Origin of the sequence: Sinomonas atrocyanea (genome assembly GCF_030812675.1) — a bacterium.
GTDB lineage: Bacteria > Actinomycetota > Actinomycetes > Actinomycetales > Micrococcaceae > Sinomonas > Sinomonas atrocyanea_B.
Genome location: NZ_JAUSTE010000003.1, coordinates 69,558 through 96,381, shown reverse-complemented (window position 1 = coordinate 96,381; position 26,824 = coordinate 69,558). Strand labels below are relative to the sequence as shown.

The following is a 26,824-nucleotide window of genomic DNA, read 5'->3' as shown; positions in this document are numbered from 1 at the left end:
TCCTCAGCCCACTCGCTCACGTCGGCCCAGGATGCCCTGGGGCCGGAACAGGAGGACGAGGATCATGACGACCAGCGCCCCGACGTACTTCAGGTCCGAGGTGAGGCCGAAGACGGTGGTGAGCTCCACGAAGATGCCCACCACGATGGACCCCACGAGGGCGCCGAAGACGGTCCCGAGGCCACCGAGGGTCACGCCCGCGAAGATCATGAGCAGCAGCTGCTGGCCCATGTTGAAGGAGACCCCCGGGCGGTAGTACGCCCACAGGATCCCGCCGAGCGCCGCGAGGAAGCCGCCGGTGACCCAGACGAGCCGGATCACCCGGTCGACATCGATCCCGCTCGCTGCCGCGAGGGCCGGGTTGTCGGCGACGGCGCGGGTCGCCTTGCCGAGGCGGGTCCGCAGCAGGGCGAAGGCGATCAGGAGGATCACGACGACGGAGATCAGCAGGGACCACAGGTTGTTCGGGGAGATCGAGACGACCCCCAGGTCGATGTCCGTGGACTGGGAGTAGGGGAGCTGCTGGGTGGCGCCCCCGAAGAAGAAGAGGATCACGTAGCGGGAGGCCAGGGCGAGGCCGATGCTGACGATCATCATGGGGACGAGTCCCGTCCCGCGTCGCCGCAGGGGCTTCCACAGGAAGGCGTCCTGGACGTAGCCGAAGGCGATTCCGGCGGCGAGCCCCGCGAGGATGGCGAGCCAGAACGGCACGCCCACGGCGCTCGTCGAGAAGACGACGACGGCACCGAGCGTGACCATCTCCCCATGGGCGAAGTTCGTCAGGCCGGTGGTGCCGAAGATGAGCGAGAGGCCCACGGCGGAGAGCGCCAGGAGCAGGCCGAAGCTCAGGCCCGCGACGAGGCGGTTGGCCAGATTCGTGAAGAAGCTCTCCTGGTGCACCTGGATGCCGGCCCCGAACGCGAAGATGGTGCTCGCGTTGGAGGTCTGGCTGAAGGTCACCGTCCGCGGGTTCTCCTGCCCGTCCGCGAGCTTGATGCCCTGGGGCAGCGTGGACTCGTCGAGGGTCACCTTGTAGCTGCCCTGGGTGGGCACCGAGATCGTCCACGCCCCGGAGGCCGAGGACGTGGTGCTGCCGCTGAAGCCATTGCCCTCGGCCGTGATCTTGACGCCTTGGAGCGGCTGGCCCGCATTGCGCAGGAAGCCCGAGATGCTGTTCTGGAACTGGGACTGGCTGGGGCCCGGGCTGGGCGAGGTCGTCGCCTCGGCGGCCGGGGCCACGGCCAGGAGCACTGCGAGGATGGCGCCGATCAGGGCGCCTGCCGCCACCAGTGCGCGCCGCGCGCGCAACCTGGGGACGGCCGAGGCTGTGCGTCTCACGTGGGGCCTCCGTCTGTACGGGTGCGGCTGGGGGTGCCAGCCGGTGGTCGGTGCAGCGGGCACGGCCGATCGCCGGAGCTGAGGCCCGGGGTGTGACGAACCTCACCCGCTGGACGTCATGTTACCCCGCGGGACGGGGGCCGATCGGCGGCGCGGAGGGGTGCTGGAGGTCGCGATCCGGTAACAACTGTGAAGCTGCGCCCCAATGCTTCTTTAGGGCAGCTTTGCGGTCGGGGCGGCGCCCGTCCGAACGGTGCCGACCGGGGCCGCGGGCCAGGTCAGAGGTAGAGGCCGAGGTCCCGCGCGGGCTCGTCGCTCTCGGCGACGGCGTGGACGTCGCGCTCGCGCAGCAGGACATAGTCCTTGGCCGCGACCTCCACCTCGGCGCGGTCCTCGGGGTCGAAGAGCACATGGTCGCCGACCGAGACCTGCCGGACGCTGGGGCCGGCGGCGACGACCTCGGCCCAGGCGAGCCGCTTGCCGAGCACGGCGGTCGCCGGGATGACGATGCCGGACGCGGAGCGCCGCTCGCTCGCCTCCTTGTCCAGCTCGACCAGGATGCGGTCGTGGAGCATCCGCAGGGGGAGGCGGGGCTGGGGGGCGGAGGTCGCGTCGTTCGGCACCGCAACAGTGTAGCGGCGGGAACTTCTGGGGCCTCCCGGGCGTGCTCTCCAGTAGCGGCTCCCCAGCACCCGCGGGGGCCGCGACACCGCAGCATGAGATGGACAAGGAGCCGACATGGCATTTGGGGGCAACCCGGTCTTCCGGGGGAAGAACTACAGGAGCGCCGTGGCCACCGCCGCGCCCGCCCAGCCCCAGGGCCAAAGCCCGTACGGGCAGGCCCCGTACGGCGGGGCCCCCTATGGCCAGACGCAGCACGGCCAGGGGCCTTACGGGCAGCCGGGGTACCCGCAGCAGCCCATGACGCCCGAGCAGCTCGACAAGCTGTACCGCGCGCCGTCCGCAGGCCCGGCCGAGACGGGACGCATGACGTACGACGACGTGATCGTCCGCACGCTCGCCTGCCTCGGTTTCGTCGTGGTCGGGGCCGCGGTGACCCTGGCCGTCCCGGCGAGGGCGGCGTTGGGCCTCATGGTCGTCGGTGCGCTCGGTGGCTTCGTCCTCGCGCTGGTCAACTCGTTCAAGCGCGAGCCCGTGGCCGGGCTCATCCTGGCCTACGCCGGACTCGAGGGCCTCTTCCTCGGCGGCATCACGCGCCTGATCGACGCGGTCGCGCCCGGCGTGGGGCTGCAGGCGGTCATCGGCACCATCGTCGTGGCGGCCGTGACGCTCGGCCTCTACAAGAGCGGCAAGGTGCGGGCCACCCCGCGCCTGGCGAAGTTCCTCCTGATCGCCCTCGTGAGCTACCTCGCGTTCAGCCTCGTCAACGTGGTCATCATGCTCGTCAACCCGGGCCTGGGGGCGTGGGGGCTCCGCAGCAGCGTGCACATCTTCGGCATCCCGCTGGGGGTGTTCGTGGGCCTGTTCGCGATCGTCCTCGCGGCGATCTCGCTCATCTTCGACTTCAACAGCATCGAGCAGGGCGTCCGCGCCGGCGCCCCGCGCCGGTTCGCCTGGACCGCAGCCTTCGGGCTGACGGTCACCCTCGTGTGGCTCTACACCGAGCTGCTCAGGCTCCTGGCGATCCTCAACAGCAACGACTGAGGCGCCGAGCGCGCAGAGCCCCCGGACCGCCGTCCGGGGGCTTCGTGCTGCAGGGGCCGTGGTCGCGGCCCGGGGTCAGAGGACCCGGCGGGCGCCGTCGGCCGGGACCACGGTGAAGAGGTCCGGGGCGGCGAACCCCGCACGGCGGAACGCGGCCGTGACGGCGTCCCGCGCCGCTCCCTCGGCAGCGCGCGGGACCAGGGCGATCGCCGACCCGCCGAAGCCGCCGCCGGTCATGCGGGCCCCGAGGGCGCCGGCCGAGCGCGCGGCCTCCACGGCGAGGTCGAGCTCGGGGCACGAGATCTCGAAGTCGTCCCGCATCGAGGCATGGCTCGCGTCCAGCAGGGGCCCGATCGCGGCCGGCCCCTCGGAGCGCAGCACCGCGACGGTCGCCAGGACCCTCTCGTCCTCGGTCACCACGTGACGCACGCGCCGGAAGGTCACCGGATCGAGGAGGCCGCGGGCCTCGGCGAGGTCCTCGGAGGAGACGTCCCGCAGCGCGGCGACGCCGAGGACGTCCGCGCCGAGCTCGCAGGATGCCCGGCGCTCGGCGTAGCCGCCCCCCGCATGCGAGTGCGCCACCTTGGTGTCGACGACGAGGACGGCCAGGCCCGCGGCGCCGGCGTCGAACGGGATGAGCTCGACGCCCTGGTCGCGGCAGTCGAGGAACACGGCGTGCCCGGAGGCGCCGCGCAGCGACGCCGACTGGTCGAGGATCCCCGTGGGCGCGCCGACGAACGCGTTCTCGGCGCGCTGGGTGAGGAGCACGAAGTCCTCAGGCGCGAGATCGGCTCCGGCGAGCTCGGCCAGGGCCGTCACGACGGCGCACTCGATGGCGTGCGAGGAGGACAGGCCCGAGCCCACCGGGACTGTCGAGTCGAGCGCGAGGTCGAACCCCGTCAGGCCGACTCCGTGGTCGGCGAGGGCCCACGCGACCCCGGCGGGGTACACGCTCCACCCGGGGGCGGCATCGCGGGAGAGCGCGTCCAGATCGAGCTCGACGACGCCGCCGCCGTGTGTGGACAGGAGCCGGACGAGCCGGTCGGGGCGAGCCCGCACGGCCACGTGCGCCGCGAGGTCTATCGCGAACGGGAGGGCGAAGCCCTCGTTGTAGTCGGTGTGCTCCCCGATGAGGTTGACCCTGCCCGGTGCCCGCCACACGCTGTCGGGCGCCCCGCCGAAGGCCTCCGAGAAGGCGCGCAGGGCGGCCCCGGCGGCCTCCTGCCGGGGGAGGTTGATGCTCATGCGGGCGCCTTTCCGGTGGCTGCGCGGGCCGCCGAGGCGCCGGCGAGGGCCCCGCGCAGCCGGGCAGCGACCTGCTCGGGGGTGGTGTCGTTGATGAAGGCGCCCATGGCCGCCTCGGACCCGGCCAGGAACTTCAGCTTGTCGGCCGCCCGGCGCGGGGAGGTGAGCTGGAGGTGGAAGCGGGCCGCGGGCCGCAGGGAGGCCTCGAGCGGGGCCTGGTGCCAGGCCGCGATGTAGGGGGTCGGCGTCGGGTACAGCGCGTCCAGGCCCCGCAGGAGCGAGAGGTAGGCGTGGGCGAGCTCGTCCTTCTCCTCGCCGGCGAGGGCGGAGAAGTCGGCGACGTGGCGGTGCGGGACGAGGTGGACCTCGAGCGGCCAGCGCGCGGCGAACGGCACGTACGCCGTGAAGTACTCCCCTTCGAGGACCACGCGCTCGCCGGCCGCGCGCTCGCGGTCCAGGAGCGTCCCGAGCAGGGTGGTCCGGCCGTCCGCGTGGTCGTAGAACCGGCGCGCGGCGGCGCCGAGCTGCGCGGCCCGCGGGGTGACGTAGGGGTAGGCGTAGATCTGGCCGTGGGGGTGATGCAGGGTCACGCCGATCTCCGCCCCCCGGTTCTCGAACGGGAAGACCTGGCGGACGCCGGGCAGCGCGCTCAGGGCGGCGGTGCGCTGGGCCCACGCCTCGACGACGGTGCGGGCGCGCTCGTACGGCAGCTGGGCGAAGGATCCGGTGTGGCTGGAGGTGAAGGACACGACCTCGCAGCGGCCGGCGGCGGGCACGGTGTCGCCCCAGGGCAGCGCCGGGGGGACCACCGCCGTGTCCGGCCCGAGCGACGGGAAGCGGTTCTCGAACACCACCACGTCGTAGTCCGCGTCGGGGATCTCGGAGGCGTTGGACGGTGTGCTGGGGCACAGGGGGCAGGCCTCGGCGGGCGGCAGGTGGGTACGGGACTGACGGTGGGCCGCCACGGCGACCCAGTCGCCGGAGAGCTCGTCGTAGCGCAGCTCGCCGGGGGCGGCGCGGTGCTCGAGGCCGCGCTGATCGGCCACCGGCACGCGCGGCGGCGTGCCCGGGTCGTCGAAGTACAGCAGCTCGCGGCCGTCGGACAGCCGCGCCGGCGTGATCCTCGGGGCATGGGGTGCAGTCACTGTGCTCCCTTCGTGGGTCGGGCGTCCTCGACGGCCGCGACGATGAGGTCGGGGACGTGCTGGCGCAGCTCGTCCAGGGCCCCGGCGGAGAGGCCGTCATCGGTGATGAGGGTGTCGACCGCGCTCAGGGGCAGGATCCGTGCGAGGCCCACGAGGCCGTACTTGCTGTGGTCGGCGAGGACCACGAGCCGGGCGGCGGCCTCCGCGGCGGCCCGGTTCGCCTCGGCCTCGAGCATGTTCGGCGTGGTGAGGCCGGCGCGGGGATGCAGCCCGTGCACCCCCATGAAGCACACCTCGACGTGGAGCTGGCGGAGCGTCGACGTCGCGAGCGGCCCCACGAGGGCCTCCGAGGGCGTCCGCTCCCCGCCGGTGAGGATGGTCCGCACCGCGCCGGCGGCGCCGAGCGCCTCGACCACCTTGATCGAGTTCGTCGCGACCGTGAGGTCCGGGATGCCTGCGAGGAGGTGCGCAAAGGTGAAGGTCGTCGTGCCCGCGGTGACGAAGATGGTCGCGCCCGGCCGGACCAGCTCGACCGCCTGCTGGGCGATGGCGCTCTTGGCGTCGGGGCGGTGCTCGCTCTTGACCTCGAACCCGAGCTCGGTGAACCCGACGTCCGTGGGCCGGGCCGCACCTCCGTGCACGCGCCGGGCCAGCCCCTGCTGCTCGAGGTGCTCGATGTCGCGCCGGATGGTCATCTCCGAGACGCCGAGCGTCGCCGCGAGCTCGGTCACCCGGACGGCCTCGCGCCGCTCGAGCTCCGCGATGATGTACGCATGGCGTTCCGCGGCCAGCATCGGTCCCCCCGCCTCGGCTCCCCGGCAGGGGAGTCGGTTAACAGAAACAACAGCTTTCTAACAAAAGATAACATTCTGTCGGTCTGCTGGGAAGACCCCGCGGCAGCACGGGCTGCGTGCCGGGAGCGGGCTAGCGTGGTCCCATGACACCTTCACCGACCGCCCGCCGCGCCGCCACCGGACGGCAGCACGAACTCCGGCGCGCGGGCGCCGTCGCCGTCGTCACCGAGCTCGCCGCCGGCCTGCGCTCCTATACGCGCAACGGTGTGGCCCTCACCGAGACGTACGGCGACGGCCAGATCCCGCCCGGGGCGACCGGCATCACCCTCGCGCCCTGGGCGAACCGGATCGAGGACGGACGGTGGTCCCTCGACGGACGGGCCCAGCAGCTGGACATCACCGAGCCCAAGCACGGGCACGCGAGCCACGGACTGCTGCGCAACACCGGCTACAGCCTCCTCGAGCAGACGGAGTCGGCGGTGGCGCTCGAGGCCGTCGTCTTCCCCCAGCACGGGTACCCGTTCCTCCTCCGCCACCGGGTCGACTACGCGCTCGGGTCCGACGGCGGCCTCAGCGTCACCCAGACCCTCGCCAACGACTCGGACACCACCGCTCCGTTCGTGCTCGGCGCGCACCCCTACCTGCGCATCGGCGACGTCCCCAGCGAGGAGCTCACGCTCACCGTCTCGGGCCGGACCCGGCTCATCGCCGACCAGCGCCTCATTCCCCGGTCTTCCGAGCCGGTCTCCGGCCGCGCGGACCTCCGCAGAGGCCAGCCCGTCTCTGCCTCGCCCTCGATTCCGGCTACACCGACCTCGCCTTCGAGGACGTCGCGGACGACGGCGCGGGCTCGCCCCGGGCGGCCCGCGCGACGCTCGCTGCAAAGGACGGCCGCAGCGTGTGGCTGTGGCAGGAGCAGACCTGCCCGTACACCCACGTCTTCGTCACCGACACCTTCCCGGGGCGCGCCAAGGCGGTGGCCCTCGAGCCGATGAGCGGGGCGGCGAACGCGTTCAACAGCGGGGCCGGGCTGGGCTGGCTCGAGCCCGGCGCCTCGGCCTCCATCCGGTGGGGGATCGGCTCGGAGCTCTAGGCGCGCGACGGGCGCCTGAAGGCCTCTGGCAGGATGGGGCCATGGAGCCCACACCCCCCGGACCCCGCCCCACGCCCGCCCGGGCCGCCCGCCCCGTGAGCGACGCCGACCTGCCGTTCGCCCTGCGGGTCGCGGCCGCCTGGTCCTGGCGCACCGCGATCATCCTCGTGGTCGCGTGGGCCATCGCCTGGGCCCTCGCGCAGCTGAGCTTCCTGGTGATCCCCGTGCTCGTCGCTGCCCTGCTCGCCGGCCTGCTCAGCCCCGTGGTCGGCTGGCTCCGGCGCGCCAACGTCCCCCTGGGCCTCGCCGTCGCGATCACCGAGATCGGCTTCATCGCGGCCGTCGCGGGCCTGCTCACCCTCGTGGGACGCCAGATCTCCATCGGCTTCGCGCAGCTCTGGGATGAGGCGCTCGCCGGCCTGGCCGAGGTGCAGAAGTGGCTCGCGGAGGGCCCGCTGCAGGTCACCTCCTCCCAGCTCGAGGCCTACACCAACGACGCCCAGCGCCTCCTCCAGTCGAACCAGGGCACCCTCGTCAGCGGCGTGCTCAGCGTGGGGTCCTCTGCAGGCCACTTCCTCACGGGGGCACTCATCGCCCTGTTCGTCCTCGTCTTCTTCCTGCTCGAGGGCGAGCGCATCTGGAGGTTCCTCGTGGGACTCCTGCCGCGGCAGGCGCGGCCGGCCGCCGACGGCGCCGGGCGCCGGGGATGGACCTCGCTCGTGAGCTACGTGCGCGTGCAGGTGCTCGTCGCCGCGGTCGACGCGGTGGGCATCGGCGTCGGCGCGGCGATCCTGGGCGTGCCCCTCGCGCTGCCCCTCGGCATCCTCGTCTTCGTCGCGTCCTTCATCCCGGTGGTCGGCGCGCTCGTGAGCGGCGCCGTGGCCGTGCTGCTGGCGCTCGTGGCGAACGGACTCGTCAACGCCGTCATCATGCTCGTCATCGTCGTGGCGGTCCAGCAGATCGAGTCGCACGTGCTCCAGCCCCTCATCATGGGCCGCGCAGTCTCCCTCCATCCCGTCGCCGTGATCCTCGCAGTCGCCGCCGGCTCGTACATCGCCGGCATCCCCGGGGCCCTCTTCGCGGTGCCCACCCTCGCCGTCACGAACTCGGCCGTGCGCTACATCGCGGCCCGAGGCTGGGAGAACTCGTGGGAAACTGGAGGTGCGCCGGCGCCCTCGGACGACGCCGGAGACGTTCCGCCATCCCGTGAAGCCCCCTAGGAGCACTGAGCATGAAGGCCCTCTCGACTCTCGCTGTGACGCTCGACGACGTTCTTGCCGCACAGGAGCTGCTCGAGGGCATTATTGCCAGGACCCCGATTGAGCAGTCCCGCGCGCTGGGACAGCAGGTCGGCGGCGAGGTCTTCTTCAAGTGCGAGAACCTCCAGCGCGCCGGGTCGTTCAAGGTCCGCGGCGCCTACGTGCGCATGGCCCGGCTGAGCGAGTCGGAGAAGCGGCGGGGCGTCGTCGCGGCCTCCGCCGGCAACCATGCCCAGGGCGTCGCCTCCGCGGCCAAGCGCCTCGGCATCCGCGCCCGCATCTACATGCCGCTCGGCGTCGCCCTGCCGAAGCTGCAGGCGACCCGGAGCCACGGCGCCGAGGTGGTCCTGCACGGCCACAACGTCGACGAGGCGCTGGCCGAGGCCAAGCGCTTCGCTGACGAGACGGGCGCGGTGTTCGTGCACCCGTTCGACAACGCGGACGTCGTCTCGGGGCAGGGCACGATCGGCCTCGAGATCCTCGAGCAGGTCCCGGACGTGGACACGGTCCTCATGGGCGTCGGCGGCGGCGGCCTCCTCGCCGGCGTCACCGTGGCGCTGAAGGCCAAGGCCGCCGAGCTCGGACGCGAGATCCGCGTGATCGGCGTCCAGGCCGAGAACGCGGCGGCCTACCCGCCCTCGCTCGCCGCGGACGCCGTGGTGCCGCTGCCGAAGGTCGCGACGATGGCGGACGGCATCGCCGTGGGGCTCCCGGGCCAGATCCCGTTCAGCATCATCCGGGAGCTCGTGGACGACGTCGTCACGGTGAGCGAGGACTCGCTGGCCCGTGCCCTGATCTTCCTGCTCGAGCGCGCCAAGCTCGTCGTCGAGCCCGCCGGGGCGGTGGGCGTGGCCGCCCTCATGGACGGCAAGCTCGCCGAGCTCGGCATCGATGCGAAGAAGACGGTCGTGATCCTCTCGGGGGGCAACATCGACCCGATGCTCATGCTCAAGGTCATCCAGCGCGGCCTCTCCGCCGCCGGGCGCTTCCTCACCGTCCGCATGATGCTCGACGACCGCCCGGGCTCGCTCGCCACCATCTCCCGCATCATCGCCGAGAACGACGCGAACGTCACCGGCGTGGACCACACCCGGGTCGGCGGCTCGATCGCCATGGGAGACGTGGCGATCACCATCGACATGGAGACCAAGGGCCACGAGCACTCCGACCAGGTGCTGCGCGCGCTGCGCGCCGAAGGGTTCCAGCCGATCGTCATGCACGTCTGAGGCCACGCGGTCGTGGCGGGAGGGGGCAGGGATGGACACGCGCCTCGCAGTGCGGGCCCGGGCCGGTCTCGCGACCATGACCGCTGTGACAGCGGTGCTCTACCTGATCGAACTCGTGAACATGGCCACCTTCGGGCTGCTCACCCGCATGTTCGGGATCAGGCCCCGCGACGTGAGCAGCCTGCCCGACGTCCTCACCTCGCCCCTCGTCCATGACTCGACGAGCTGGGCCCACCTGCTCGCCAACACCCTGCCCCTGTTCGTCTTCGGATTCCTCGCCTTCCTCGCGGGCCTGAGGCACTTCCTCACCGCCGTGGTCCTCTCCTGGTTCGGCTCGGGACTGGGCGTGTGGATGTTCGGGAGCCTCCTCGGCCGCCCGTCGATCACGGTCGGGGCGTCCGGGGTGATCTTCGGCCTGTTCGGGTTCCTGCTCGTGCGCGGATTCTTCAACCGCAGCTGGGGGCAGATCCTGCTCGCGCTCGTGCTGTTCGCCGTCTACGGCGGCGTGCTCCTGGGCATCCTGCCCACGGTGGGCAGCGGCATCTCCTGGCAGGCCCACCTGTTCGGCCTCGCCGGCGGCGTGGCCGCAGCCATCGTCCTCAGGCCCCGCGGGCGCGCGGCGGCCTGAGCCGCCCTGGTTCCCAGACGCACGACGGCGCCGTCCCCCCGCGAGGGGAGCGGCGCCGTCGTGCGTCTGGGCGTGCTGGGGCGGGATCAGCCGTTGTAGGGCGTGGCCGAGATGATCTCGACCTTGATCTCCTTGCCGTTCGGGGCGGTGTAGGACAGCTTGTCACCCTGCTTGTGGCCGACGATCGCGGCACCGAGCGGGGACTTCTCGCTGAACACGTCCATGTCCGTGCCGCCGTCGGCGATCTCGCGCGAGCCGAGGAGGAAGCGCTCCTCCTCGCCGGCGATCTTGGCGACCACGAGCATGCCGGGCTCGACGACGCCGTCGTCCGCGGGCTTCTCGCCCACCTGGGCGTTGCGCAGCAGGTCGGTCAGCTGGCGGATGCGGGCCTCGATCTTGCCCTGCTCCTCCTTGGCGGCGTGGTAGCCGCCGTTCTCCTTGAGGTCGCCCTCCTGGCGGGCAGCCTCGATCCTCTCGACGATCTCATGACGGCCGGGCCCTGAGAGGTGGTCCAGCTCGGCCTTGAGACGGTCGTACGCCTCCTGCGTGAGCCAGGGGCCGCCCTGATGGGTCGTGGTGGACATGTCGTCTCCTTGTAACGTCTCTCCATGCAAAGACCCCACCAGCGGAACGTACGCACCTGATACGAGGCGCGATGCCTCGGGAGCGCTTTCTCGACCACCGGCGGGGCAATGGGTATTAGACCAGTCTAGTGATCCGGGGTCCCAATCCCAAGCTGGCCTGCGGGGCGTGTCCGGCTAGGTGCCCTTGAGCCAGCAGGAGTCGACGACGCCGGAGACCGCCGCGGTCTCGGTGCGCAGCGGGACCCGCTGCAGCCTCGTGGTGGTCCCCGAGCCGCCAGCGTCCGGGCCGATCTCGACCTCCTTGAAGCCCACCACGGCGTAGGCGTCGGACAGGGCGTGGACGGCGCAGACTGCGGTGGCGGAGGCGTCCTTGGTCACCTGGAAGTCGATCTCGGCGTGCCACGGGTCCGGGGTCGAGAAGCCGATGTCGTTCGAGCTCACGCCGGCGCGGACGGTCGACGTGTAGGTGAGCCATGCGGCCACCGCGATGCCCACCACGAGGGCCACGACGATGACGATCCGGGCCCGCTGCCTGGTGAATCCGCGCCGGGGGGCGCCGTAGCGGGCAGCGAGAGCGGGGGAGTCGGTCACCTGACTATTCTAGGAGACGTGTCAGAGACCGATAGCGCCCTGCGCCTCCTCGCCGTGCACGCCCATCCCGACGACGAGTCGAGCAAGGGCGCCCCGATGATGGCGAAGTACCTCGCCGAGGGACACGAGGTGATGGTCGTCTCCTGCACCGACGGCTCCCGCGGGGACATCCAGAACCCGCACATCGTCGACGCCCCCCATCCCCGGCGGGACATGGCCGGGGCGCGGCGCCTCGAGATGGCGGCCGCCCGCGAGATCCTCGGGGTCGACCACCGCTGGCTCGGGTTCATCGATTCGGGCCTGCCGGAGGGCGACCCGCTGCCGCCGCTGCCGTGGGGCTCCTTCGCGACGCTGCCGATCGAGCAGGCCTCCGCGCCGCTCGTGCGGCTCATGCGCGAATTCCGCCCGCACGTGGTCGTGGCCTACGACGAGAACGGCGGCTACCCCCACCCCGACCACATCATGGCCCACCGTGTGGCCGTGGAGGCGTTCCGGGCCGCGGGACAGGACGGCGCCTACCCCGACGCCGGGGCACCCTGGGCCCCCTCTAAGCTCTACTACGACGTCTCGTTCAACCCGAACAAGGTTCGCCGCATCCATGACGCGCTCGTCGCCGCCGGGCTCACCTCGCCGTACGCCGACTGGATTGCCCGTGCCTCCGAGAACGACGCCGAGGGGCACCGGCCCTGGACCACGCGCCACCGGGTGACCACCCATGTCGAGTGCGCCGAGTACTTCGAGGTCCGGGACCGGGCTCTGCTCGCCCACGCCACGCAGATCGACCCGGACGGGTGGTTCTTCGCCGTCCCGCTCGAGCTGCGCCAGCGCGAGTGGCCCTGGGAGGACTACGCCCTCATCGAGTCTGCGGTGGGCTTCCCGGAGGAGGGGACGACCGAGGGGGACCTCTTCGCCGGGCTACGATAGATCGGTGCAGAATCTCCTCGTTGCCCTCACCCAGACACCGGCCCCGTCGCCCTCGGGCACCCTGCGGCCGGGGCTCAGCGAGGACATGATCACGCCCGGGAACTGGGGGTTCGCGGCCACCGCCTTCGTGGTGCTCCTGACGATCTTCCTCATCATCGACATGGTCCGCCGCCTCCGCCGCATCCGCTACCGCGCCCAGGTCGAGGAGTCCCGCGCCGGCGAGGAGCCCCGCACCGGCGACGGGCCCGGAGGACCGGAGGCCAGCGGCTCCTCGCAGAAGGGCCCGGGTGCCTCGGGGCGCGACCGCGCCGACGGCCGCCCCTGATCTTCCCCGACCCCCATGGCAACGCGTGGCAACGTGTTGCCGGAGGACTCGCCGAGGCTTAGTCTCGCTGTGCCCGGCACGACGGTGACCGGGGCCACAGGCCACGGAGTCCGGTACCCGGTGCGGGACTCCCGACAGGGGGAGGCACCGATGGACCAGACCACTATCCGCAGGCTGTCCGACGAGGCGACGCAGCTGCTGATGAACAAGGCCGGCACCGTGTCCAGCCGGCGCGGCGGCTGGATGATGATCGCCACGATCCTCATCGAGGCATGGGACCTGTATGCGCTCTCCTTCGTCCTCGTCTTCATCAAGACCGAGTACCACCCCAGCGCATTCGAGCTCGGCTGGCTGACCGCCGGCGTCCAGGGCGGCGCGCTCCTCGGCGCGGTGCTCGGCGGCGTCGTCGCGGACAGGCTGGGCCGCAAGCGCGTGTTCATCCTCACGATGGTGCTGTTCATCGTGCTCGCGATCGCGCAGGGGTTCTCGCAGAACGTCTGGGACCTGATCATCCTGCGCATCCTCATCGGCATCCCGCTCGGCTCGGACATCTCCAACGGCTACGCCTACATCATGGAGTCGATGTCCAAGGGCGCCCGCGACAGGATGGGCAGCCGCTGGCAGGGGATGTTCGGCCTCGGCGAGGTGCTCTCGATCGTGGTCATCACCATCATGTATGTCGCCGGGACCGACCACGCCATCCTGTGGCGGGTGGCGCTGGCCATCGGCGCGGTGCCCGCCTTCATCCTGCTGCTGGCCCGGCTCGATCTGCCCGAGACCCCGCTCTCGCTCATCCACCAGGGCAGGTTCACCAAGGCCAAGGAAGTCTCGCTGCGCCTCTTCGACGAGCCGCTCGACATGCTCCCGAACGAGGACGTGAAGCTCCTGCGGCCCAAGGTGGGCGACTTCCTGCAGGTGATCTGGGCCGACCGCACCAAGCGGCGCGCCACGATCTTCGCCTGGATCTCCAACGCGTGCCAGGGCGCCGAGTTCACGGCGTTCGGCTTCTACCTTCCCGTCATCCTCGTGACCGCCGGCGTCGGGGTCGCCTCGAACGCCAACATGACGGGCACGAACATCGTCACCGCGGCCATCTATGTCCTGGCCACGATCTCGGGCTTCCTCGCCCCGGTGATGATCCACCGCACCGGCCATCGCGGCGTGGCCATGTGGGGCTTCGGCCTCGCGTTCGTCGGCCTCGTGGTGGGGGCGTTCGCGCTGGGCGCCAAGGTCGAATGGCTGATCGTCCTGGGCGCTGCAGTGCTGATGTGGGGCCACTACTGGGACGCCTCCAACGGCATGACGATCGCGTCCATGGTCGCGCCGGCGCGGTTCAAGGCCACGGCCTCCGGGTTCGGCTACGTCTTCGTGAAGGCGGCCTCGTTCTTCGGCGCGTTCGTGTTCCCGTTCATGACCACCGCGTGGGGCCCCGTCGGGGCGACCCTGGCCGTCTCCGTCCTGTCCCTCATCGGGTTCCTCTCCGCGAAGTTCATCCTCCCGGAGGTCTACAACTACGTCGAGTCCGAGGAGGTCCGCGCCGAGGTCACCGACTGACGGACCCCTCTGACGCGGCCGGGACATTCAGGCTCCCGTAGCGTTCCATGCGGTGCCATTTCAGGTGCAGGCCGGCGAGCGCCGTGAACACGGACTGGATGACCACGAGGTACATGAGCTGGCGGTACACGACCTGCTGAAGGGGCAGCGTCCACAGCGGCCCCAGCTTCTCGCGGTCCAGGCGGAACGCGTAGGCCGCCATCGCCAGCTGGGCGCCCATGAAGGCCAGCCACAGCACGCCGATCCGCACGGGGTCGAGGAACACCAGGCCGTACAGCGCGAACACGTCCACGATCGGCGCGAAGAGCGGCAGGAGGACCTGCAGCACGAGGAGGTAGCCGAGCCCGCGCCGTCCCAGCTTGCCCGCCGCGCCGCCCTGCAGCACGGCCCCGCGGTGCTTCCACATCGCCTGCAGGGTCCCGTAGCACCACCGGTACCGCTGCTTCCAGAGGGCACCCAGGGTTGCCGGGGCCTCGGTCCAGGCCCGCGCGCTGTCCTTGTACACCACCCGCCAGCCGTCCCGGCACAGCGCCATGGTCAGGTCCGTGTCCTCCGCGAGCGTGTCGCTGCTGACGCCGCCGAGGTGCAGCAGCACGTCGCGCCGGAAGGCGCCGATGGCCCCCGGGACCGTCGGCATGCATTCGGCGAGGTCGAACAGCCGCCTGTCCAGGTTGAAGCCGACGACATACTCGATGTGCTGCCACGCGCCCAGGACGCCGTCCCGGTTGGCGACCTTGGTGTTGCCTGAGACGGCACCGACCCGGGGGTCGGCCAGGGGCTGCACGAGCGCACGGACGGTGCCGGGTTCGAAGACGGTGTCGCCGTCGACCATGACGACCACCTCGTGCGAGGCGGCGCGAAGCCCCGTGTTGAGTGCCGAGGGCTTGCCGCCGTTCTCCTGGCGCAGCACGGTCACCCCGGGCAGCGCGAGGGCCTCGACGATGTCCGCGGTGCCGTCCGTCGAGCCGTCGTCCACCACGATGATCTCCACCGGGTAGTCGGAGGCGGCGATAGACCGCACAGCGGCCTCGATGCCCGCAGACTCGTTGTAGGCCGGAACGATCACCGTGACGGGTTCGGTGACCTCCGGCCGCAGCGGCGCATCCCGTCGGCGCCGCCCACGCCGCGCGAGCCGGTGGTGGCGGGACGCCACGGCCACCACGAGGACGGCCCGGACCAGCGTCACGACTCCGCTCACTGCGAGCAGCCACGAGATCACGGCCACGACCGTCCCGCTGGCCTGGACACCGCCCACAAAGGCGGCCCCGACAGCCTGCTCCGCCGGAGGGGCCGTGCGCATGGTCGTGATGCCCAGCGCGTCGCCCACGCTGGTGACACGGTCCCCCTGCGCCGCCGCCCGCTCGAGCACCTGCTCGAGGGCCGACACGGTCTCGCTGCGGTCGCCGCCGCCGTCGTGCATGAGCAGGACCTGGCCCTGGCTGCCCGTCGGGACGGCGTTCTTGACGATCTGCGGCACCCCCGGCCGTGACCAGTCCTCGCTGTCGAGCGTGCTGAGCACCGTGAGGTAGCCGTCCGAGGCACTCGAGAGCATCGCGGACCACGTCTGCGTGGTGACCGCATCGTTCTCCGAGCTGTACGGGGGACGCAGGAGCGTGGCGGTCCTGCCGGTGATCCCTGTGACGGCACGCTGGGCGCCCTGCACCTCGAGCTGGCGCCGCCACTCGGGGATCTTCCCCAGGTCGGCGTGCGTGAGCGTGTGGATCCCGACCTCGTGGCCCTCTGCGATCATCCGTCGGACGAGGTCCGGGTGGTCGATCGCCGCCGTGCCCACCACGAAGAAGGTCGCGTGGACATGGTGGGCCTTGAGGACGTCCAGGATCCGGGGAGTCCACGTCGGGTCGGGACCGTCGTCGAAGGTGAGGGCCAGCGTGCGCTCGGGCGGGCGGGCGGTGCGGACGGTGGACGACCTCGCGTCGACCACGGGGCCCCCGTCGAGTACCGCGGCCGGCACCCCTGAAGAGCCGGCCGCGGCGGGCACGGAGTCGTCCCCGATCCCGGCCAGATGCTGGGTGTAGCCCTGGACGGCCAGGGCGATCGCGAGTCCGATCAGCAGCCCCGCGAGCACGATCCAGTGGGTGCGGACCCGGCCCGGCTGCCGGCCGGCCGCGCGTCCGCGATGGGGCCGCCGCGTCCCCCGGAGGGGCGTCCGCGCGCCGGTCACGGGTGCGCGGGCGGGGTCGCGCGGCGCGTCTGCCCGGGGGCAGCGGGGTTGCCGGGGGCCGGCTGCTGCGTCGCGACCGGCGTCGGCGCGGGGGCCGGAGCCGCGGGTGCAGCAGTGGGGGCCGGGGCCTGCTGGGCCGGTGCCGCGGGCGCCGCCGCCCCGCCTGCAGCATTCGGCGCCGCCGGGCCCGGCGCGACGTGTGCCGCCGGAACGGGGACCGCCGTCGGAACCGGCTGCGCGCCGGCGGCTCCCGGGGTGCCGGCATCGGCGCTCGTGGCCGGGCCGCTCGTCCGGGCGGACGGCGGACTGGGCGGAGGCGCCGCTGGGGCCGCCGGCTGGGCCGGGAGGGGGAGGAAGGGGGCGGCCGCATTGGGGCTTCCGCCGAGGAGGGCGAGCCCGACGACGCCCAGGTACCCCGCCACGAGGATCAGGGCCACGGCTCCCGCGGCGCGGACGAGCCGGAGCTTGCGGCCCGTCGAGTCCACGAAGATCGGACGGGCGGTGCCCGGTGAGGGCGCACGGCGGCTGGGGATGCTGCTGGGGGGAGTGTCCATCGGTAGGACAGTGTAGGCGGTGCCCCGCCCGGACGGCACTCCGGGGGCCCTCCTCCCGCCTCCGGCTACCGGCGGGAGCCGGGCTCGGGCAGACTCGGACCATGACCAACCGCCTCGCCGGCCAGGCCTCGGCCTACCTGCGCCAGCACGCCGAGAACCCCGTCCACTGGCAGCCGTTCGGAGACGACGCCTTCGCCGAGGCCGCGCGCCGGGACGTGCCGGTCTTCGTCTCGATCGGCTACGCAGCCTGCCACTGGTGCCACGTCATGGCCCACGAGTCCTTCGAGGACCCCGCGGCAGCGGAGCAGCTCAACGCCGGGTTCGTGTGCGTGAAGGTGGACCGCGAGGAGCGCCCGGACGTGGATTCGGTGTACATGGCCGCGTGCCAGGCCATGACCGGACAGGGCGGGTGGCCCCTGAGCGTCTTCACACTGCCCGATGGCCGCGCCTTCTACGCGGGGACCTACTTCCCGCCGGCCCCTCGCCCGGGCCAGCCGAGCTTCCGCCAGGTCCTCCACGCCGTCAGCGAGGCCTGGCAGGAGCGGCGCGACGCCGTGGAGCGCCAGGCCGGGGCGCTCGCGGAGGCCCTGGGCGGCCTGTTCTCCGACCAGCTCCTCGGCATCGCCGCCGACGGCGAGCACGACGGCGCCGCCCTGGCGTCCGCGGTGGGCGATGCCGTCGCCGCCCTGGCCCGGACGGAAGACCGCTCCCACGGCGGGTTCGGTGCCGCACCGAAGTTCCCGCCCTCGCCCGTGCTCGAGTTCCTCGTCCGGCACGCCGCTGCCGCCGCCCCCACCGCTGAGGACGCCCGGGGCCTGGCCGGCCGCACCCTCGCCGCGATGTGCCGCTCGGCGCTCTTCGACGTGCTCGGCGGCGGGTTCGCGCGCTACTCGGTGACCGCCGACTGGTCTGTGCCGCACTACGAGAAGATGCTCTACGACAACGCCCAGCTCCTGCGGGTCCTGGCCCACTGGGTGCGGCTCGGCGGCTCGGACGAGTTCCCCGCGGACGAGGCGCGGGAGGCCGCCTCGCTCACGGCGGACTGGATGGTCCGCGAGCTCGGGCTGGCCGGCGGCGGCTTCGCGTCCTCGCTCGACGCCGACTCCGAGCGGAACGGCCGCCGGGTCGAGGGCGGCTACTACGTCTGGACGCGGCGCGAGCTCGCCGAGGCGGTGGGGGACGCGGACGACGCCGGGCGGCTGGCGGCCCTCTTCGGCCTGCCCCTCGGCGAGCACGCCTCCTCGGCCGCCCCGCTGCACGCGGGCCGGGCCCTGACGGTCGAGGAGCACGGGCGCCTCGCGCGGCACCGGGACGCCCTGAACGCGGCCCGGCAGCTGAGGACCCCGCCGTCCCGGGACGAGAAGGTGGTGGCGGGCTGGAACGGCCTCGCGGTGGCGGCGCTCGCCGACGCGGCCTGGGCGCTCGGCCGCCCGGAACTGCTCGGGCCGGCCGGGGCGGCGGCAACGCTGCTCAGGGACGCGCACTGGGACGGGGAGCGCCTCCTGCGGGTCTCCCACGGGGGCGTCGCGGCAGGCATCGAGGGGCTCCTCGCCGACTACGCGGGCTGCGCCGAGGGCGCCCTGGCGCTGTATGCGGCAACCGGGGACGAGGAGTGGTACGCGTGGGCCGAGGACCTCCTCGGGGTGGCCTCGCGTCGGTTCATCGCCGACGGCCTCCTCTCCGACTCCGCCGCGGACGGGCCCGCCGCGGACGATGCCCCAGGCGTGCGGGCAGCGCTCGCGGGGTCCCGCAGCCTCGATCCGCACGACGCGGAGGCCCCCAGCGGCGCCTCGCTGCTGGCCGGGGCGATGCTCTCCCACGCCGCCTACAGCGGCGCGGCCGCGCACCGCACGGTGGCGGAGTCGATCCTCGGCGGGCTGCCGCGGCTGCTCAAGGAGGGGCCCCGGTCGGCCGGATGGCTCCTGGCCGTGGCCCAAGCCCTGCTCGCCGGCCCCGCCGAGGTGGCGGTCGTCGGACGCGCGGGCGAGGACCGCCGCCGCCTGCACGCCGAGGCCCTCGCCTCGCCCGCCCCCGGGACGGTCGTGGCGGTGGGCGGCCCCGGCGCCCCGTCGCGGGTGCCGCTCCTCGCCGACCGGCCCGCCGCGCCCGACGGCGGCCCCCTCGCCTACGTGTGCCTGGACTTCGCGTGCCGGCTGCCGGTGGGGACGCCGGGCGAGCTCCGCCAGGAGCTGGCTACGCGCCCGTGATGATCGGCGCGCCCAGCACGGCGAGCATGATCGCCACATAGTGGGCCGCGAACGCCGCGACGGTGAAGGCGTGGAAGAACTCGTGGAAGCCGAAGTGGTGGTACGAGAAGTTGGGGCGGCGGATCCCGTAGAAGACGGCACCGGCGATGTAGAGCGCGCCGCCGACGCAGATGAGGATCGCCGCGGGGACGCTCGCGGCGAAGAACTCGGGCAGGAACAGCAGGGACGCGCAGCCGAGCGCCACGTAGATGGGCACGTACAGCCAGCGCGGGGCGCCCACCCACAGGGTGCGGAACGCGACGCCGGCGAGGGCGCCCGCCCAGATGACCGTCAGCAGCAGCACTGCCGTGGGTCGGGGGAGGAGGACCCACGAGAGCGGCGTGTAGGTCCCCGCGATGACGAGCATGATGTTCGTGTGGTCGAGCCGCTTGAGCAGCGCCTTGGTCCGCGGCGCCCAGTTGCCGAGGTGGTAGACGGCGCTCACGGCGAAGAGGAGCAGCCCGGTGGCGGCGTAGACCGCCGAGGCGATCTTGCGGTCGGCGCCGGGGGCGACGGACACCAGGACGATCCCCGCGGCGAGGGCCAGCGGGGCGGTCGCGGCGTGGATCCAGCCGCGCCACGAGGGCTTGAGGGACAGGAGCTCTGCGCGGACCTCCGCGGGGTGCTGCATGGTCCGAGTCTAACTTACGGTCGGGTAGGTTACTGGTCGGTAGCTGCGGATCCGGCTGCGGTAGCCTAGAGGGGCAGCAGCGTGGGCGCCCGGAACAGGGCACGGATTCGACGGGCAGGAGGGCCATGGGACTGCCCGGCTTCCTCTACGGCTTCTACGAGCGCCGGCTCCAGCGCTCGCTCAGTCCCGACAGCGTTCCCGGGCATATCGGCGTCATGGTGGACGGCAACCGCCGCTGGGCGCGCCAGTTCAACGCCCCCACGAGCCAGGGCCACCGGGCCGGGGCGGACAAGATCCACGAGTTCCTCGGCTGGTGCCGCGAGCTCGGAGTGCGGGTCGTGACCCTCTACATGCTCTCCACCGACAACCTCAGCCGCTCGAGCGAGGAGCTCGCCGAGCTGACGCAGATCATCGCCGACACGCTGGACCGGCTGGACGAGGACCCCTCCGTGTCCGTGCACGCGATGGGCGCCCCCGAGATCCTGCCCGACCACCTCGCCGAGCGCCTCGCGCGCCTCACCGCCAAGCCGAGCCCCTCCGAGCCCCTGCACGTCAACGTCGCGGTGGGCTACGGCGGCCGGCGGGAGATCGTCGACGCCGTGCGGGACCTCCTGCGCGACGCGCTCGCCCGCGGGGAGGACATCGCCGCGCTCGCCGAGCGCCTCGACGTCGACGACATCTCCCGCTTCCTGTACACCGCGGGCCAGCCGGACCCCGACCTCGTGATCCGCACCTCGGGCGAGCAGCGGCTCTCCGGCTTCCTCATGTGGCAGAGCGCGTACAGCGAGTTCTACTTCTGCGAGGCCCTCTGGCCGGCCTTCCGCAAGGTCGACTTCCTGCGGGCCCTGAGGGACTACGCGGGCCGCCAGCGCCGCTTCGGCGTGTAGCTAGGCCCCGGCCCGCGTGGTCCTCAGCCCTCGTGCCACCGCGAGCAGGGAGCCGAGGCACACGGCCGCGACCCCGAGCAGGAGCACCGTGTACGTGGCGACGCCCGCCAGCGCGGCGAGCAGGAGCGGCAGCAGGAACCCCGCGTAGCTCGCGCTGTAGTAGACGCCGGTCAGCCCGGCGAGGTCCCGCGGCCCGGCGATGGCCTGGACCTCCTTGAGCCCCGAGACCAGGCACGTGCCGTAGGCGGCGCCGAGGACCGCGGCGGAGGCCGCCCCGAGCCACGGGGAGAGCGCGGAGGCACTCGCGGCGGCGAGCAGGAGTCCGGCGAGCATGGCGCTGAGGCCGACGACGCCGGCCCTCCCGCCGGTCGCGGCGTCGAGCCGGGGCACAAGCGGCTGCACGAGCGCCCCGATCCCGAGCGTGAGCACCGTCAGCCCTGTCGCGTACGCCAGGGCCCACGCGCCTACGGCCGGCGCCTCGAGGAGCGGGATGACCGCCTAGCCGATCCCCGCCGTGGCGAAGATCCAGGGCGCCGCCGGCAGCACGACGCGGACAAAGCGCGCGTGACCCGCGAGCGGGACCCGCAGGTCGTCCCAGAGGCTGGCGGCAGGACCGCCGGGCGTCGACTCTGCCGTCTCGGGCACCCGGGCGAGCAGTCCCAGCGCGGCCGCCGAGACCGCCAGATGGAACGCGTACGGCAGCACCGAGGGAAGCGGGGCCCACTGCGCGAGCGAGCCTGCCACGCCTGCACCGATCCCGAAGCCCAGGGTGAGGGCGAGCGCGGGGCGGCGGGCCCCCGCCGTCGTGCGCTCGGCCTCGCCGAGGCGGGGATCGAAGCGGTGCGCCGAGAGCTCCTTGACCCAGCTCGTGCCGACCGACATCGCGATGCCCACCGAGGCCCCCGCGAGCAGGCGTCCCGCGCACATCACGGCGGGCGCGGCGGAGCCGAGGGCCAGGACCACGCTGGCGAGCGCGCCGAGGAGGACGCCCGCGCGGACGAGGGGAGCCCTGCCGCGCCGGTCGGACAGTGCGCCCCCGAGGAGGAGGCCCGGGACGAGGCCCGCCACGTACGTGCCGAGGAACAGGTCCACCGTGACCGCGGCGTAGCCGAATCGCGCCTCATACAGGTGCAGCAGCGGAGTGAAGTGGTTCCCTCCCCAGGCGATGGCGAACAGGGCGGTGGCGGCACGGAGCCAGGGGCGGCGCAATGGACGGCTTTCTTCTCGGAGGGGAGGGGGAGGGGGAGGCCGGTCAGGAGCCCGAGGGCCGGGGCGCGTCGATGCCCACGTGCGTGCGCAGGAGGGCTGCGTAGGCAGGGGCGTCCCCGCGGTCGAGGAACGTGGTGAGCCGGCGGTGGTCGGAGAGGAACCGGGGCAGGTTGGCCCCGCCCGAGCGGACGATCGCGTGGGTGAGCCGCTCGAGCCGCGGACGGATCTGGCCGTAGAACGCGCCCGTGAGAGCGTTGCCGGACGTGGCGGCCACGGCGGCGTGGAACGCGTGGTCGGCGCGGGCGAACGCGAGGGCGTCCCCCTCGTCGATGGCCCGCTGCTGGGCCTCGAGGAGGTGGGCGAGTGCCCCGGGGGCCGCTGCGGCGGCCCGCGGTCCGTGGGCCACGGCCCGCACCGACTCGGACTCGAGCATGACCCGCGCCTCGAGCAGCTGGCGGGTCGCCGCGTCGTCCTCCGCGGTCACCACGGCGCCCTTCTTCGGGTACAGCCGCAGGAGCCCCTCGGCGGCGAGCTGGAGGAAGGCCTCGCGGACGGGGGTGCGGCTCATGCCGAGGGCCGTGGACTGCTCGCCCTCCGTGATGAGGGAGCCCGCGGCGAGGGCGCCGGAGACGATCGCTTCCGCGAGCGCTGCGTGGGCGCGCTCGGCGGCCGTCTGGGTCTGCTCGGTTCCGGCCATGCCTCCAGCCTACGCTTGCATTTATTGATAGATGCAACAGGTGGGGGATGTGCGGGCGTGATTTGCCGGACACTCCCCGCGGGTTCATCTGCCGGACATGTGGCGCGGCGTACATTGTGGCCATCGGAGGTATCCGCCTCCGGTACGGGGAGGCCGAATGTGGGCGCTGCGCTGCAGCAGTCCAGGGAGGCCGGTTCCGGCCTCTGGGCCGAGCCGGACGGAACTGGAGAACGCCGGGGAGACCCGGGGGCTGGAGTCGACGTGACGACCACTGGAATGCTGCCCGCAGAGACCGCCGCCGCAGGATCCCCCGCCGGGGACACTCGGAGGACCTATGTCCTGGACACGTCCGTGCTGCTGTCGGATCCGCGGGCGCTCCTGCGCTTCGCCGAGCACGCGGTGGTGATCCCCGTCGTCGTGATCACCGAGCTCGAGGGCAAGCGACACGACCCCGAACTGGGCTACTTCGCCCGCAAGGCCCTGCGCCTCCTCGACGATCTGCGCATCCGGCATGGGAGCCTCAGCATGCCCGTCCCGCTCGCAGCGGACGGCGCGGCCGAGGGCGGGACCCTCACCGTCGAGCTCAACCACATCTCCGCCGACGTCCTGCCCGCGGGCTTCCGCAGCGGCGAGAACGACTCCCGGATCCTCGCCGTGGCCAAGAACCTCGCCAACGAGGGCCGCTCCGTGACGCTCGTCTCCAAGGACCTCCCGATGCGGGTCAAGGCCTCCGCCATGGGCCTCGACGCCGACGAGTACCGCAACGAGCAGATCGTCGACTCCGGCTGGACCGGGGTGGCCGAGGTCGACGCCGACGAGGAGCAGGTCGGCGCGCTCTACGGCCACGAGCCGGTCTTCATCCCCGAGGCCGCCGAGATGCCGGTCAACACCGGCCTCGTGGTGCTCTCCCACCGCGGCTCCGCGCTCGGGCGCGTGGGCGCGGACAAGCAGGTGCGGCTCGTGCGCGGAGACCGCGAGGTGTTCGGGCTGCACGGGCGCTCGGCCGAGCAGCGCCTCGCCATCGACCTGCTGATGGATCCGGGCGTGGGCATCGTCTCGCTCGGCGGCAAGGCCGGCACCGGCAAGTCGGCGCTCGCCCTCTGCGCGGGCCTGGAGGCGGTCATGGAGCGGGGCGAGCACAAGAAGGTGGTCGTGTTCCGGCCGCTCTTCGCCGTGGGCGGCCAGGAGCTCGGCTACCTGCCCGGCACCGAGGCCGAGAAGATGAACCCGTGGGGCCAGGCCGTCTTCGATACGCTCGGTGCGCTCGTCGGCAAGGACGTCCTCGACCACGTCATGGACGCGGGCCTGATCGAGGTCCTGCCGCTCACCCACATCCGCGGCCGGTCGCTGCACGACTCGTTCGTGATCGTGGACGAGGCCCAGTCGCTCGAGAAGAACGTGCTCCTGACGGTCATGAGCCGCATCGGGCAGAACTCGAAGATCGTGCTCACGCACGACGTCGCCCAGCGGGACAACCTCCGCGTCGGCCGGCACGACGGGATCGCCGCCGTGGTCGAGACCCTCAAGGGCCACCCGCTGTTCGGCCACGTGACACTCACCCGCTCCGAACGCTCGCCCATCGCCGCCCTCGTCACCGAACTGCTCGAGGGAGCCGAGATCTGAGGGTCGACGACGAGCAGGTGCTCGGCTTCCGGCTCGCCGGGCACCGCCTGTCGCACCGCGTGGCGCCCGGCCGTCTGCTGGAGGCAGCCGCCGCCTGCGGCCTCGTCGGCGCGACGCCGCTGACCGCCCCGACGTCTCTGTGGGCCAGAGTCGCGGACCTCGGCACCGACGCCGTCGAGCGGGCCGTGGCGGAGCGCACCCTCGTGGAGACGTGGAGCCTGCGGGGGACTCTCCACGTCTTCCCCGCGACCGACCTGGCGGTCTTCACCCGGTCGCTCCTGCCTGCCGACGAGGAAGCGCTCCGGTACGCCGTCCGCGGCGCCGTGCCCCTGCTGGACGGGATGGGCCTGACGGCGGGGGCCCTCTCGGAGCTGGCGGCGGCCGCCACGGCAGAGGCGCTCGACCATCGGATGATCCTCGGCAAGCCCGCGCTCGACTCCGCCGTCGCCTCGGCCATGCGCGCCAGCCTCCCGCCGCGGCTCGGGGAGGCCTGGGATGCACCCTCGCCTTTCGCGGCCGGCCAGACGGCGGGGGAGGCCCTGGCGTCCTTTGCGTTCCGCCTGCTGGGACTCCGGGCCGCGATCTGCCTCGCGGGCCGCGAGCGGGGCCGACCGGTGTTCGCCCGGGTCGAGGACTGCCTCCCCCGCACCCCCATGCAGGAGACCGCCGCCGCGGGTGCGGCCCTCGTGCGCAGGTACCTGCGCTGCTACGGTCCCTCGACGCCGGAGCACTTCGGCCAGTGGGCCGGCACCCACCCGCGGCACGCCGCCGCACTGTGGAGGGCGTGCGCGGCCGAGCTCGTGCCCGTGGACGCCGGCGGGCAGCCCCGATGGGTCCACCGGGCCGACCTCGAGGCGCTCCGTGCGGCGCCCCGGCCCGCGGGCCTCCGGCTCCTGCCGCCGCTCGATCCGTGGGTCCAGACGCGCGACCGGGAGCTGCTCGCCCCGCCCACCCAGCACCACCGGGTGTGGAGGGCGGCGGGCTGGCCTGGCACCGTGGTCCACCGCGGCCGGATCGTTGCCCTGTGGCGGGCTCGGTCCCGCGGATCCCTGCTCCGGTTCGACGTCGATCCCCTCGCCCCCCTGGGGGCCCGGGCCAGGGCGCTCCTCGAGCGCGAGGCGCAGGCACTCGCGCTCTTCCGAGGTCACCCCGGCGGTGCGGAGCTGGCCGTCGTGTCCGCCTGATCCGGGCCGAGCAGCACGGCGGCGGCCGCCGCGTGTCCGTGCACCTCGAGCTGCCAGCCGGGGCGGCGGAAGGCCTCCTTCGCGAGGCGGAAGCGGAGCTCGCGTTCGACGACGCCCGGGGCGCCTTCGCAGCGCGCCTCGCCGTTGGGCCCGTACCCGAGCGAGCGGCTGATGCCGATCGAGGGCGCGTTCCAGTCGTAGGCGCTGGTCTGGGCGAGCTCGGCGCCGAGGTGGTCGAAGGCCCACAGCAGCACGGCCGCGCGCATCTCGGTCCCGAGCCCGAGCCCGCGCGCCGAGCGGCGCAGCCACGAGCCGGTGCCGACCGTCCGCAGGGCGGCGAAGTCCGTGGCGCCGACGTCCTGGGAACCCAGGAAGCCGCCCCCGCGGGACCAGACGCCGAACATGACAGTCCACTCCTCGGGGCGGCAGCGCAGACGCGTCTCCCAGATCCACCGCGCGCTGTTGGCCGCGATGTCGTCGGACTTGTCCCAGGCGTTGGACAGCGCAGAGCGTCCGCACGGGGCCAGGGCGGGGTCCGTGAGACCCCCGCGGGCCGCCTCGACGTAGTGCGGGATGTCCTCGTCGCGGAGCGGCCGGAGCTCGAGGCGCGGGGTGAGCAGGCGGAGGCGGAAGACGGGCCAGGCATCCTCGAGCGTCATCATCCCGCCACGCTAGCCCAGCTGCGGCGGAGGACAGGGCCGTGGCACTAGTGTCCACACTGTGACCGACCGACTTCCCGAGCTGTGGCAGGCCAGCCCCGTCGCCTTCTGGCTCGTCGTCGCGTGCCTGGCGTACTACCTGTGGATGGCCGCGCGGCTCGCCGTGATCGACATCCGCAGCCACCTGCTGCCGAACCGGATCGTCCTGCCGAGCTACTGGGCGGCGGTCCCGCTCACCCTCGCTGCGGTGCTGGCTGCGGGGAACTTCGACGCCGGAGCGGCCGTGCGGGTCCTCGGGGGCGGCGCCGTGCTGTGGCTCGTCTACTTCGTGCTGCGCGTGGTCTACCCTGCCGGGATGGGATTCGGGGACGTGAAGCTCGCCGGCGTGCTCGGCCTGTACCTGGGCTTCCTGAGCTGGCAGCACCTGTTCTGGGGCACCGCCGCGGCGTTCCTGCTCGGCGGCCTGTACGGCCTCGGCCTCATCGTCACCCGCCGCGGCACCGCGAAGTCGGCGATCCCGTTCGGCCCCTTCATGCTCGTCGGGACCGCGATCGCGCTTGTGCTGCCCGCCTGATCCGCAC

The 26,824-nt window shown here is 73.0% G+C and carries 26 protein-coding genes and 1 pseudogene; 13 read left to right on the top strand and 14 right to left on the bottom strand.

Annotated elements, in window-relative coordinates:
* Window positions 1-3 precede the first annotated feature (3 nt).
* A complete protein-coding gene (locus J2W20_RS06250; protein ID WP_307005583.1) occupies window positions 4-1,338 on the bottom strand; it encodes a branched-chain amino acid ABC transporter permease in 1,335 nt (444 codons plus the stop codon).
* A 278-nt stretch (window positions 1,339-1,616) separates the two neighbouring features.
* On the bottom strand, window positions 1,617-1,913 hold the full coding sequence (locus J2W20_RS06245) for a GroES family chaperonin (protein WP_307005849.1): 297 nt from the start codon (window positions 1,911-1,913) through the stop codon (window positions 1,617-1,619).
* 163 nt (window positions 1,914-2,076) lie between these two features.
* Between J2W20_RS06245 and J2W20_RS06240 the strand changes: the two genes are divergently transcribed.
* Window positions 2,077-3,003, top strand: a complete 927-nt coding sequence (locus tag J2W20_RS06240) for a Bax inhibitor-1/YccA family protein (RefSeq protein WP_307005582.1) — start codon at window positions 2,077-2,079, stop codon at window positions 3,001-3,003.
* 75 nt (window positions 3,004-3,078) lie between these two features.
* On the opposite strand, the gene galK is transcribed toward J2W20_RS06240, so the two are convergent.
* Genes galK through J2W20_RS06225 form a run of 3 tightly spaced genes read right to left on the bottom strand, consistent with a single transcriptional unit; the run spans window position 3,079 to window position 6,187 of the window.
* Window positions 3,079-4,248 carry a galactokinase gene (gene galK / locus J2W20_RS06235; protein ID WP_307005581.1) on the bottom strand — a complete coding sequence of 390 codons (1,170 nt, stop codon included), beginning with the start codon at window positions 4,246-4,248 and terminating at the stop codon, window positions 3,079-3,081.
* Window positions 4,245-5,393 carry a galactose-1-phosphate uridylyltransferase gene (galT, locus tag J2W20_RS06230; RefSeq protein WP_307005579.1) on the bottom strand — a complete coding sequence of 383 codons (1,149 nt, stop codon included), beginning with the start codon at window positions 5,391-5,393 and terminating at the stop codon, window positions 4,245-4,247. Before galT ends, galK begins: the two co-directional genes overlap by 4 nt.
* Window positions 5,390-6,187 (bottom strand): DeoR/GlpR family DNA-binding transcription regulator, encoded by a 798-nt coding sequence (locus tag J2W20_RS06225; RefSeq protein WP_307005578.1) that lies wholly within the window; start codon window positions 6,185-6,187, stop codon window positions 5,390-5,392. Before J2W20_RS06225 ends, galT begins: the two co-directional genes overlap by 4 nt.
* Before the next feature lie 143 nt (window positions 6,188-6,330).
* Here J2W20_RS06225 and J2W20_RS06220 point away from each other — a divergent pair.
* The 4 genes and pseudogenes from J2W20_RS06220 to J2W20_RS06205 all read left to right on the top strand — a co-directional run bounded on the left by J2W20_RS06220 (window position 6,331) and on the right by J2W20_RS06205 (window position 10,393).
* Window positions 6,331-7,280: pseudogene (locus tag J2W20_RS06220) on the top strand (aldose 1-epimerase family protein).
* A gap of 41 nt (window positions 7,281-7,321) precedes the next feature.
* Window positions 7,322-8,500, top strand: a complete 1,179-nt coding sequence (locus J2W20_RS06215) for an AI-2E family transporter (RefSeq protein WP_307005576.1) — start codon at window positions 7,322-7,324, stop codon at window positions 8,498-8,500.
* A gap of 11 nt (window positions 8,501-8,511) precedes the next feature.
* Window positions 8,512-9,765 carry a threonine ammonia-lyase gene (gene ilvA / locus J2W20_RS06210; RefSeq protein WP_307005574.1) on the top strand — a complete coding sequence of 418 codons (1,254 nt, stop codon included), beginning with the start codon at window positions 8,512-8,514 and terminating at the stop codon, window positions 9,763-9,765.
* 31 nt (window positions 9,766-9,796) lie between these two features.
* Entirely contained in the window at window positions 9,797-10,393 is a 597-nt protein-coding gene (locus J2W20_RS06205; protein ID WP_307005573.1) for a rhomboid family intramembrane serine protease, read from the top strand.
* A gap of 86 nt (window positions 10,394-10,479) precedes the next feature.
* On the opposite strand, the gene greA is transcribed toward J2W20_RS06205, so the two are convergent.
* Together greA and J2W20_RS06195 are read right to left on the bottom strand one after the other, a co-directional pair.
* A complete protein-coding gene (gene greA / locus J2W20_RS06200; RefSeq protein WP_307005572.1) occupies window positions 10,480-10,977 on the bottom strand; it encodes a transcription elongation factor GreA in 498 nt (165 codons plus the stop codon).
* A 174-nt stretch (window positions 10,978-11,151) separates the two neighbouring features.
* On the bottom strand, window positions 11,152-11,568 hold the full coding sequence (locus tag J2W20_RS06195; protein ID WP_307005571.1) for a DUF4307 domain-containing protein: 417 nt from the start codon (window positions 11,566-11,568) through the stop codon (window positions 11,152-11,154).
* Between the two features lie 18 nt (window positions 11,569-11,586).
* On the opposite strand from J2W20_RS06195, the gene mca reads away from it, so the two are divergent.
* From mca to J2W20_RS06180, 3 genes are all read left to right on the top strand, one after another.
* Window positions 11,587-12,492: a mycothiol conjugate amidase Mca gene (mca, locus tag J2W20_RS06190; protein WP_307005570.1), complete on the top strand. Its 906-nt coding sequence runs from the start codon at window positions 11,587-11,589 to the stop codon at window positions 12,490-12,492.
* A gap of 4 nt (window positions 12,493-12,496) precedes the next feature.
* Window positions 12,497-12,817, top strand: coding sequence for a hypothetical protein (locus J2W20_RS06185; protein ID WP_307005569.1), 321 nt, complete (start codon window positions 12,497-12,499; stop codon window positions 12,815-12,817).
* Between the two features lie 150 nt (window positions 12,818-12,967).
* Entirely contained in the window at window positions 12,968-14,371 is a 1,404-nt protein-coding gene (locus J2W20_RS06180) for an MFS transporter (RefSeq protein WP_307005568.1), read from the top strand.
* Here the strand turns inward: J2W20_RS06180 and J2W20_RS06175 are convergent.
* Window positions 14,361-16,457: a bifunctional polysaccharide deacetylase/glycosyltransferase family 2 protein gene (locus J2W20_RS06175; RefSeq protein ID WP_307005567.1), complete on the bottom strand. Its 2,097-nt coding sequence runs from the start codon at window positions 16,455-16,457 to the stop codon at window positions 14,361-14,363. The two genes, J2W20_RS06180 and J2W20_RS06175, sit on opposite strands and share 11 nt — an antisense overlap.
* A 92-nt stretch (window positions 16,458-16,549) precedes the next feature.
* A complete protein-coding gene (locus J2W20_RS06170; RefSeq protein WP_307005566.1) occupies window positions 16,550-17,107 on the bottom strand; it encodes a hypothetical protein in 558 nt (185 codons plus the stop codon).
* 101 nt (window positions 17,108-17,208) lie between these two features.
* Here J2W20_RS06170 and J2W20_RS06165 point away from each other — a divergent pair, with 101 nt between their 5' ends.
* Window positions 17,209-19,314 (top strand): thioredoxin domain-containing protein, encoded by a 2,106-nt coding sequence (locus tag J2W20_RS06165; protein WP_307005564.1) that lies wholly within the window; start codon window positions 17,209-17,211, stop codon window positions 19,312-19,314.
* On the opposite strand, the gene trhA is transcribed toward J2W20_RS06165, so the two are convergent.
* Window positions 19,301-19,984 carry a PAQR family membrane homeostasis protein TrhA gene (gene trhA, locus J2W20_RS06160; RefSeq protein WP_307005562.1) on the bottom strand — a complete coding sequence of 228 codons (684 nt, stop codon included), beginning with the start codon at window positions 19,982-19,984 and terminating at the stop codon, window positions 19,301-19,303. The two genes, J2W20_RS06165 and trhA, sit on opposite strands and share 14 nt — an antisense overlap.
* Window positions 19,985-20,109: 125 nt before the next feature.
* Here trhA and J2W20_RS06155 point away from each other — a divergent pair, with 125 nt between their 5' ends.
* Window positions 20,110-20,871: an isoprenyl transferase gene (locus J2W20_RS06155; protein WP_307005560.1), complete on the top strand. Its 762-nt coding sequence runs from the start codon at window positions 20,110-20,112 to the stop codon at window positions 20,869-20,871.
* Here J2W20_RS06155 and J2W20_RS06150 read toward each other — a convergent pair whose 3' ends face one another.
* The 3 genes from J2W20_RS06150 to J2W20_RS06140 form a co-directional block, all read right to left on the bottom strand.
* Window positions 20,872-21,300 carry a hypothetical protein gene (locus J2W20_RS06150; protein WP_307005559.1) on the bottom strand — a complete coding sequence of 143 codons (429 nt, stop codon included), beginning with the start codon at window positions 21,298-21,300 and terminating at the stop codon, window positions 20,872-20,874.
* 69 nt (window positions 21,301-21,369) lie between these two features.
* Entirely contained in the window at window positions 21,370-22,080 is a 711-nt protein-coding gene (locus J2W20_RS06145) for an MFS transporter (protein WP_307005557.1), read from the bottom strand.
* Window positions 22,081-22,123: 43 nt separating this feature from the next.
* Window positions 22,124-22,777 carry a GntR family transcriptional regulator gene (locus tag J2W20_RS06140; protein WP_307005555.1) on the bottom strand — a complete coding sequence of 218 codons (654 nt, stop codon included), beginning with the start codon at window positions 22,775-22,777 and terminating at the stop codon, window positions 22,124-22,126.
* Between the two features lie 276 nt (window positions 22,778-23,053).
* Between J2W20_RS06140 and J2W20_RS06135 the strand changes: the two genes are divergently transcribed.
* Both J2W20_RS06135 and J2W20_RS06130 read left to right on the top strand, forming a co-directional pair.
* Window positions 23,054-24,400 carry a PhoH family protein gene (locus J2W20_RS06135; RefSeq protein WP_307005848.1) on the top strand — a complete coding sequence of 449 codons (1,347 nt, stop codon included), beginning with the start codon at window positions 23,054-23,056 and terminating at the stop codon, window positions 24,398-24,400.
* A 17-nt stretch (window positions 24,401-24,417) separates the two neighbouring features.
* A complete protein-coding gene (locus J2W20_RS06130; RefSeq protein WP_307005554.1) occupies window positions 24,418-25,584 on the top strand; it encodes a winged helix DNA-binding domain-containing protein in 1,167 nt (388 codons plus the stop codon).
* On the opposite strand, the gene J2W20_RS06125 is transcribed toward J2W20_RS06130, so the two are convergent.
* Window positions 25,545-26,246, bottom strand: a complete 702-nt coding sequence (locus J2W20_RS06125) for a GNAT family N-acetyltransferase (RefSeq protein WP_307005553.1) — start codon at window positions 26,244-26,246, stop codon at window positions 25,545-25,547. The two genes, J2W20_RS06130 and J2W20_RS06125, sit on opposite strands and share 40 nt — an antisense overlap.
* A 58-nt stretch (window positions 26,247-26,304) precedes the next feature.
* Here J2W20_RS06125 and J2W20_RS06120 point away from each other — a divergent pair, with 58 nt between their 5' ends.
* Window positions 26,305-26,817: a prepilin peptidase gene (locus J2W20_RS06120; RefSeq protein WP_307005552.1), complete on the top strand. Its 513-nt coding sequence runs from the start codon at window positions 26,305-26,307 to the stop codon at window positions 26,815-26,817.
* Window positions 26,818-26,824: the final 7 nt, after the last annotated feature.